Genomic DNA, 6,394 nt, shown 5'->3' with positions numbered 1-6,394 from the left:
GAGCCACACGACCAGCGTGGGCAGCCGAAATGAGAGCGACAGCCCGGGCACCTCGACCGAAGCCTGGCCGGGCAACGGTCGCAGGTCAATGAAACAAGTCGCCGAGATGAGTGCGTCACCCGGGCATGCATGAGGGGCTGGTTCTCGGCCAACATCGGCCGGATCGCACACCTGCAGTCTCCTGCCGCCTCAGTCCTCGTCCGGCAGTTGATCGGGTGACCACCGACCCAGGTACACGGCCGGTTTGCCCTCGACGACTTCGTCGGCAAGCGTGGCCGCGTCGGTTAGGACACGGTGTATGACCGGCACCGGCAGGTGTGGGTTGGCGGCCGCTGCTCCGGCCGTTGTCGGGTCGTCGAACAGCTCGAGCACGCGACTGGGTGATAGTCGTGGGTCACCGGCCATCCACTGCCGCACCATCGGATGCGAGTCATTGCTGAGCCGCTCAATGAGCTTCGGCGCCGCTTCGGGATCGAGGACCACCAGGGCTCGGGCCTGCGGGTCCGGCGAGTCTGCCAGGCGGGCCAGCCCGACGCGCTGGAAGCTGGGGTGGTGCAGCAGCCGGCCGCGGGTCATCGTCGTGGCCTCCAGGTACGTGTTGAGCACCGTCTCGGGGGCGATGTCCGGGTGGCGCTCGCACAACAGGAGCCGGACAGCGAAGTCGTCGTCATTGGCGAGCGCGGCGATGTGGTCGGGGGCCAGGTGGGGGTTGCAGGCGACGCTGCGGCGTAGACCGATGTGCGCCGAGAACACGCAGCGGCGCTGGATCTCTGGGTCCCGGGTGTCGGTCGCCCAGCGGGCGGGCCGAATCCGGTCGTCGCGTCCGACGTGATAGTCGATCGCCGCGCGTTGTTCCTCGCTGAGCTCGGGGCGCATAGACGCGGCGAGCCGGACCGCGGGCGACGGGTCCACCGCCAGCCGGGCGACGAGGTCGGCGGGCAGCCTGGGATCGGCGGCGGCGGCAACACGCGTCCATTCGTTGTCGGCGCCGGCCTGCGCCTCGGCATCCCGCCGCTCCAGCGGCGGCTCGTCGGCCGGTGCCGGTGGTGATCCGGCCGGCCATAGCCGGGCCCGTAGGTCCTGCGGCAGCCACGGAGAATCAGCCATGATCAGTTCCAGCCTCGGGCTCCGTTCGAGCAGCCGCTCGTACGCCCATGTGGGCAACGCCGGCTGTGGCCTCCACGTCCACGCGAGGAACCAGTCCGGCCCTTCGGCGAGCGCGTGAAGCACGCAGGGTTCTGGATCCTCAACCAGCCTGGCCCGCTGTTCGGGCGTGACGTGCACCGCTTGGGCCAGCAGTTCGCGCACCTTGCGGTCGGGGTGGTCGGCCAATGCCTCGAACTGCTCGTCGGTCCACTCCTTGCGGAAGGTCAGGGCGAAATCCGCCTCCTTCAGTTGCTCGTCAACAAGCCGCCGCAACAGGTCGGAGGGAATAGCGGGGTTGCGGGCCAGGCCGCGCAGCCGAGCCCGGGCGGGCTTGTTGTAGTGGGCGAGGAACGCGTCGTTGACGTACAGCAGGACCTCCAGGATTAGTCGTCAAGACCTGCGAGAAGCCACCGTAGAAGGAGAACACGCAGCTCAACAGGGCCGCACGACCGAGTGATTCACGTCGTTGCGGGCGGTAGGCTGGTGCTGGCTACAACCTGCCGATGGTGCACTGTTCTGCCGCGAGCCGCGCGCTACGCAGCGTCCCGCTGAGCCGGCCCGGGATCCGTCCGGACGTAGCCGAGATGATGATGCTTCCTTCGGTGCCGAGATGAACCGCGGCAATGCTGGATCTTGGTACTGTCGGCGCCCCTTCGGAGGAGGTGGGCGTGACCGACGTTGCTGTTGGGGGATCCTGTCGTAGCCATGCGGCGATGGTCGCGGCTGCCGCTGTCGCGCTTGGCCTGCTCGCGTTCGCGGCCGACTCCGTTGCGGGCGGTGTGGGGCAGGTCTTGATCGCGCTGACCAGCAGCGGTTTCGCGTGGGGCTTGGCGGCGTTGCTGGTCGGCCGTTCGGCTGGCACGGCGAAACGAGCGGTTGGCGGTGCTACCGCGCTATTGGTGCTGGCCACGCTGCTCTATTACCTGCTTGTGCTGGTGGTCAGTCGTCGGTGGAGTGGGGGCACCCTGGAGGACGGCACGTCGGCCGACCTGCTGGGGCTGCGTTCGGTTGCCATGATGACGGCGCTGTGGCTGACCGGGTCCCTCGTCGGGGGACCGGTGCTCGGGCTGCTCGGCCATATCGTGCGAGTCGGCAACGTGTCGACCTCGGCGCTTGCTGCGGGGGCGGTATGCGGCCTTCTCTCTGGCGAGGGCTGGCAGGCCGTGATTTTGGCACCGCCCTGGCAGCTGTTGACAGTGTCCGACCCGTACCAAGCAGAATTTTTCCGCGGCGTTGTGGTCGGGGAACTCGTCAAGATCGTGCTTCCGATCGTCGTCCTGGCCTGGCTGGGTACAGCGCACCGCCTGTGGCGCGTGTGGCCGACGCTGCTTACCGCAGCCATCTCAAGCGGCGCCCTGAGTGCGGCGCTGTGGTACGTGCTCTACACCGCAGCACACAGCATCTGAACGCGCCGGCCAAACCGCAGACGCAGGTCGGTCAGGTGCATCGGGCATCCTGATCTGCCGCAGACCGAGTGTCGTTACGAGCGGACGAGATCGTAGGCCCGTGCCAGGTCGTCACCCCACGACATGGCGTGGTCACGCTCGAACGCCCGATACAGTCGGTCGCGGACCCTCTCGCTGCGCAGCCATGCGGCCAGCGTGGCCGGCCTCTGGTCCGCGAGGTTGAGTCTGTTCACAGTGTCGGCCAGGTGGCGGTCTGCCGCCGAGCTGTGCGTGACGTCCCAGATACCGATGAATCGCGTGACGCTTTCACCGCCGGCGACGACCGCGTCGAGGAAGGTGGTCGGGTCGAGGAACGACCCGACCTGCGACGGGTACGTCGCCAGCGATGACCGCCACACCGCATTCAGGTAGCCGTCAATGGCGTCCTGCTCGGCTTCGGGCCAGGTGCGCCACTGCTCGCGACGCAGCTTGCCCAACATGATCGTTGGGTCGAGTTCCGTGGAGGTGGCCAAGCGCCCCAGCAGCAGGGGCAGCAGACTCTTCAGGTCGTCACGGCTGCCGACCGTATTGCCGAGGCTGATGGCCAAAGAGAACAAGTCATGACCGTCGACCGGCGCCTGCCCCCGGCAATGCGGGCAGCCATCGAGCACCGCACTGTCCGGGTACCGGACGAACGCCTCCTGGAGTCGTGCTACCGCCACAATCAGATCGCCGTCCACCGGCCGATCCTCGCAGCCCGCACCGGCTCAACATCGGCGACCTCGGCGAGGAACACGGCCACCGCCTGTTGCGCGGCAAGGGAGACAAGCTCCTCCTCTTGTTGGCGCCAGAGCCTTCGATCGGGCATGGACGACCACGACGGTGGGACTGGCCAGCGCCAGCGACCGTGCGATAGGGCATCAGTGGCTCAGACAGCTTGAAGAAGTCGGTTGATCAGCTGCGCACAACTGCCGCAACCGGCGCGCCGATCTTGCTGCTCCGTCGTGCCGTGGTCCGGGAAATTGGAAGGCGGCAGTGATCTTCGCTGGGCATACTGGTGCCCATGAAGCTCGCTGAGGCTCTTGCGCTGCGCGCGGATGCGGCGCGTCGCGCCGAACAACTCCGTGCCCGCATCGTCGCCAGTGCTCGATACCAGGAGGGTGAGACGCCTGCCGAAGACGCCGCGGCACTTCTGGTGGAGGCGGGCGAGGTGCTTGGGGAACTGGAGACGCTGATTCGGCGGATCAACCGCACCAACGCCGCCACGCATGTTGAGGGTGGCACACTCACCGACGCGCTCGCCCGCCGCGACGTGCTGCGCTTGCGGCACAGCGTGGTCACCTCTGCCGCCGACGCCGCAGCTGGGGAGGGCCAGCGCGGGTTTCGGCAGTTGCGGTCGGAGCTGAAGATGATCCCGGCGCTGCCCGTGGCGCAGCTGCGGAGCCAGGCCGACGACCTCGCCCGACAACTTCGCGAGGTCGACACCGTGATCCAGCGGACAAACTGGGAGGTCGACCTGCTGGACTGAGAGGTTGCGGAGCAGGTAGCCGACGTGGAGGCGTGCACGAACCCGAGAGCCGGCGGGTAATCCGGTTCACTCCTGGCGCGCCGAGGGCAGGCGCAGGGGTTCGACTCCCCAGCACACAACGCAGGCCCAGCACAGCACACAGGTGACGGCGCACAGGGCACGGCACACTACCGAGTGCAGATCCACAACGGTGAGGGTGGGGCAGGGGCATTCCGCAACCCATACCGATACAGCTCGTTCCTTACAACGTTCGATGCCCGCACTGATCTGAGCCGCAAGCCGCGCGCTACGCAGCGTTGCGCCGAGCCGGCCCTGGTTCCGTCCGATCGTGCCGAAGAGCGTGCGTCAGCACCTGCATGTCGGCGATCGGGAGGCGGCAATACTCCTGTCTTTTTGCTCGCAGTAATCTCATTGGCAGCAAAGACGCTACCCGCCAGTAGGCCCTCGCGATCTGGTGGTCTGCCGACCGAACCCGACGGTCCATCGACGACGACGTTGACAGGCGCTGGTATCAGTTAAGCATGTCAACCTTCGAGTGGGCCTCGGTCGGCACCTCGGTCATAGGGCTCCTAGTCATTGTCGTAAGCTTGGGTTTCGTCCGGAGCCAGGTGCGAATGATGGCTGAGCAGACACAGCGCCTCAGTCAGGCCATGGAAACCTCTGCAGAGTCCGCGCTTGATGCGCTGTTCGTGGTCGTGACACAGGCATATCTGGAGTATCCGGCGCTAAGACCGATATTCGACGAGCGTGAGGCGATAGGACCGATTCCAACTCTCGATATCGACATGACCTATCGAGCAAACACCCTCGCTGAGATGCTGCTCGACGTGATGGACCGCGCAATAGTGTTCTCTGATCGAGGTCTTTCCGGCGCATCCACCTCTCTCGACGCATGGATCACTGATTCTTTTCGGCATAGCACCTTCTTGCGCGCCTGGTATACCGAACATGCCGGCTGGTATGGGTCAAGGTTTGACGCCCTACTGGTCAAGGCGGCTGCCGAACTAGAGGTATCCCGGGTTGAAGGAATTACAGCGGCCGGGTAAGTGGGGTGCGCTCATGCCGCTGTGCGCGGGTTACCCCCAGCGACTAAAGATGGTCGCAGTACGGAGAGCAACGACGGCCAAGGGCGTGGCCCAGGTCCCGCAGGAGAATGCCCAGCCGCTCGGCCTCCTCGGCGGTGGGCGGGGTGATGGCTGCGCCAGCCGCGATGTGCTCTCCGGCCTCGTGCAGCGCGACGTACAGATCTTCGGCGGTAGCGCGGTCGAGCCGCAGAACGATGTCATCCCGCATCCCGCTGACCCTAATCGCGTGTCACGCGGTACCGGTTGGCCAAGGTCGGGGTCTGTGGATTTGCCGCCGTCCGAGCACCGGCCGACCGCGCGGCTCTCATGGTCATAAGGAGGCCGGGAACAGCACCGCGGCGGATTGCGGCGTCGAACGCTTCCCGAGTGCCGGCCGGCAGACGGTCCCAGGTCGGCCGGAAGCTGTGCACCACGTGAAGCAACAAGGGCGCAACGACGATCCATACGGGGCTCAGATTTCATGCTCGTCCACCGCCGAGGCGAGCCGAAGCTCTGCCGACGCATACCCTCGGTAGAGGCACGGAGCCCCGGCGCAGGAGAAGATCAACGGTGAGTGAGCACAGCGTGACAGTGTTACGGCTGGACAGCATCTCGTCGGCCGAGCGCGAGGAGATCACCGTCGACCTCCAGGATCTCCTGCTGGCCCGCGGAGTGATTCTTCCCAACGATCTTCGTGACGCGTTATGGCAGCCAAGCGAGTGGAAGCCGGGTCCTGCCGCGCAGATGGCAGTAGTCGAGCCGGTCGACTGGTTTGACGCCTTCCTCGACACGGCGAACAACGGCGTCGACATCCGGGGTGATCGCGACGCCTACCACCCAGTGGAGAACGATGAGGCACCGCGGTGCCCGCATTGCGCGGGCGCTGCGCCAACGACCTACACCGACTCCTACGGCGATTGGCTGGAGGAGTGGATGACCGCCGGACGGGAGCCACTGTTCACGTGCGACCGGTGTGGCTGGAGTGGACTGTTGGGCGACTGGACCGGCCAGTTCAGCGTACTCATCGGCGCTCCCGCCGTGACGTTCCTCAACTGGCCGCCGCTATCACCCGCCTTTACCACGGACATCCGCGCCGCTCTTGGCGATCGCACCGGCATCGTTGCCAGCCACTGGTAAGACAGAGTCCGAACGCGTACGTATTCAGCTTGAGGTTGCCGGTTCGGGTAGCCACGGTCCGGTGGTGAACAGTTGTTTGAGCACGTCGAGGGCGTCCTTGCCGTGTTTGGTGGCGGTGGACAGGTAGGACCGTA

General features: G+C 66.2%; 8 protein-coding genes. 4 read left to right on the top strand and 4 right to left on the bottom strand.

The features are described from left to right. Window positions 1-189 precede the first annotated feature (189 nt). The gene (locus HCA58_RS22915) at window positions 190-1,419 is read right to left on the bottom strand and encodes an LRV domain-containing protein (protein WP_169600120.1); all 1,230 of its coding nucleotides are present in this window, start codon (window positions 1,417-1,419) and stop codon (window positions 190-192) included. A gap of 395 nt (window positions 1,420-1,814) precedes the next feature. Here HCA58_RS22915 and HCA58_RS22910 point away from each other — a divergent pair, with 395 nt between their 5' ends. Next, on the top strand, window positions 1,815-2,552 hold the full coding sequence (locus HCA58_RS22910) for a hypothetical protein (RefSeq protein ID WP_169600118.1): 738 nt from the start codon (window positions 1,815-1,817) through the stop codon (window positions 2,550-2,552). A 74-nt stretch (window positions 2,553-2,626) separates the two neighbouring features. Here the strand turns inward: HCA58_RS22910 and HCA58_RS22905 are convergent, their stop codons facing one another. After that, entirely contained in the window at window positions 2,627-3,271 is a 645-nt protein-coding gene (locus HCA58_RS22905) for a hypothetical protein (protein ID WP_169600116.1), read from the bottom strand. Next, a complete protein-coding gene (locus HCA58_RS22900; protein ID WP_169600114.1) occupies window positions 3,256-3,399 on the bottom strand; it encodes a hypothetical protein in 144 nt (47 codons plus the stop codon). The genes HCA58_RS22905 and HCA58_RS22900 overlap by 16 nt, the downstream gene beginning before the upstream one ends. 195 nt (window positions 3,400-3,594) lie before the next feature. Between HCA58_RS22900 and HCA58_RS22895 the strand changes: the two genes are divergently transcribed. Next, window positions 3,595-4,059: a DIP1984 family protein gene (locus HCA58_RS22895; protein ID WP_169600112.1), complete on the top strand. Its 465-nt coding sequence runs from the start codon at window positions 3,595-3,597 to the stop codon at window positions 4,057-4,059. Between the two features lie 617 nt (window positions 4,060-4,676). Then, complete coding sequence (locus tag HCA58_RS22890; protein ID WP_169600111.1) at window positions 4,677-5,105, top strand: hypothetical protein; 429 nt, start codon at window positions 4,677-4,679, stop codon at window positions 5,103-5,105. 43 nt (window positions 5,106-5,148) lie between these two features. Here HCA58_RS22890 and HCA58_RS22885 read toward each other — a convergent pair whose 3' ends face one another. Beyond that, the gene (locus HCA58_RS22885; RefSeq protein WP_169600109.1) at window positions 5,149-5,352 is read right to left on the bottom strand and encodes a hypothetical protein; all 204 of its coding nucleotides are present in this window, start codon (window positions 5,350-5,352) and stop codon (window positions 5,149-5,151) included. 341 nt (window positions 5,353-5,693) lie between these two features. Between HCA58_RS22885 and HCA58_RS22880 the strand changes: the two genes are divergently transcribed. Further along, window positions 5,694-6,260 (top strand): hypothetical protein, encoded by a 567-nt coding sequence (locus HCA58_RS22880; protein ID WP_169600107.1) that lies wholly within the window; start codon window positions 5,694-5,696, stop codon window positions 6,258-6,260. Window positions 6,261-6,394: the final 134 nt, after the last annotated feature.

It is taken from the genome of Micromonospora sp. HNM0581 (genome assembly GCF_012726175.1).
In the GTDB taxonomy this organism is placed as follows: Bacteria; Actinomycetota; Actinomycetes; order Mycobacteriales; family Micromonosporaceae; genus Micromonospora.
Note: the sequence above shows the minus strand (reverse complement) of the source record. Positions and strands in the feature narration are given on the sequence as shown.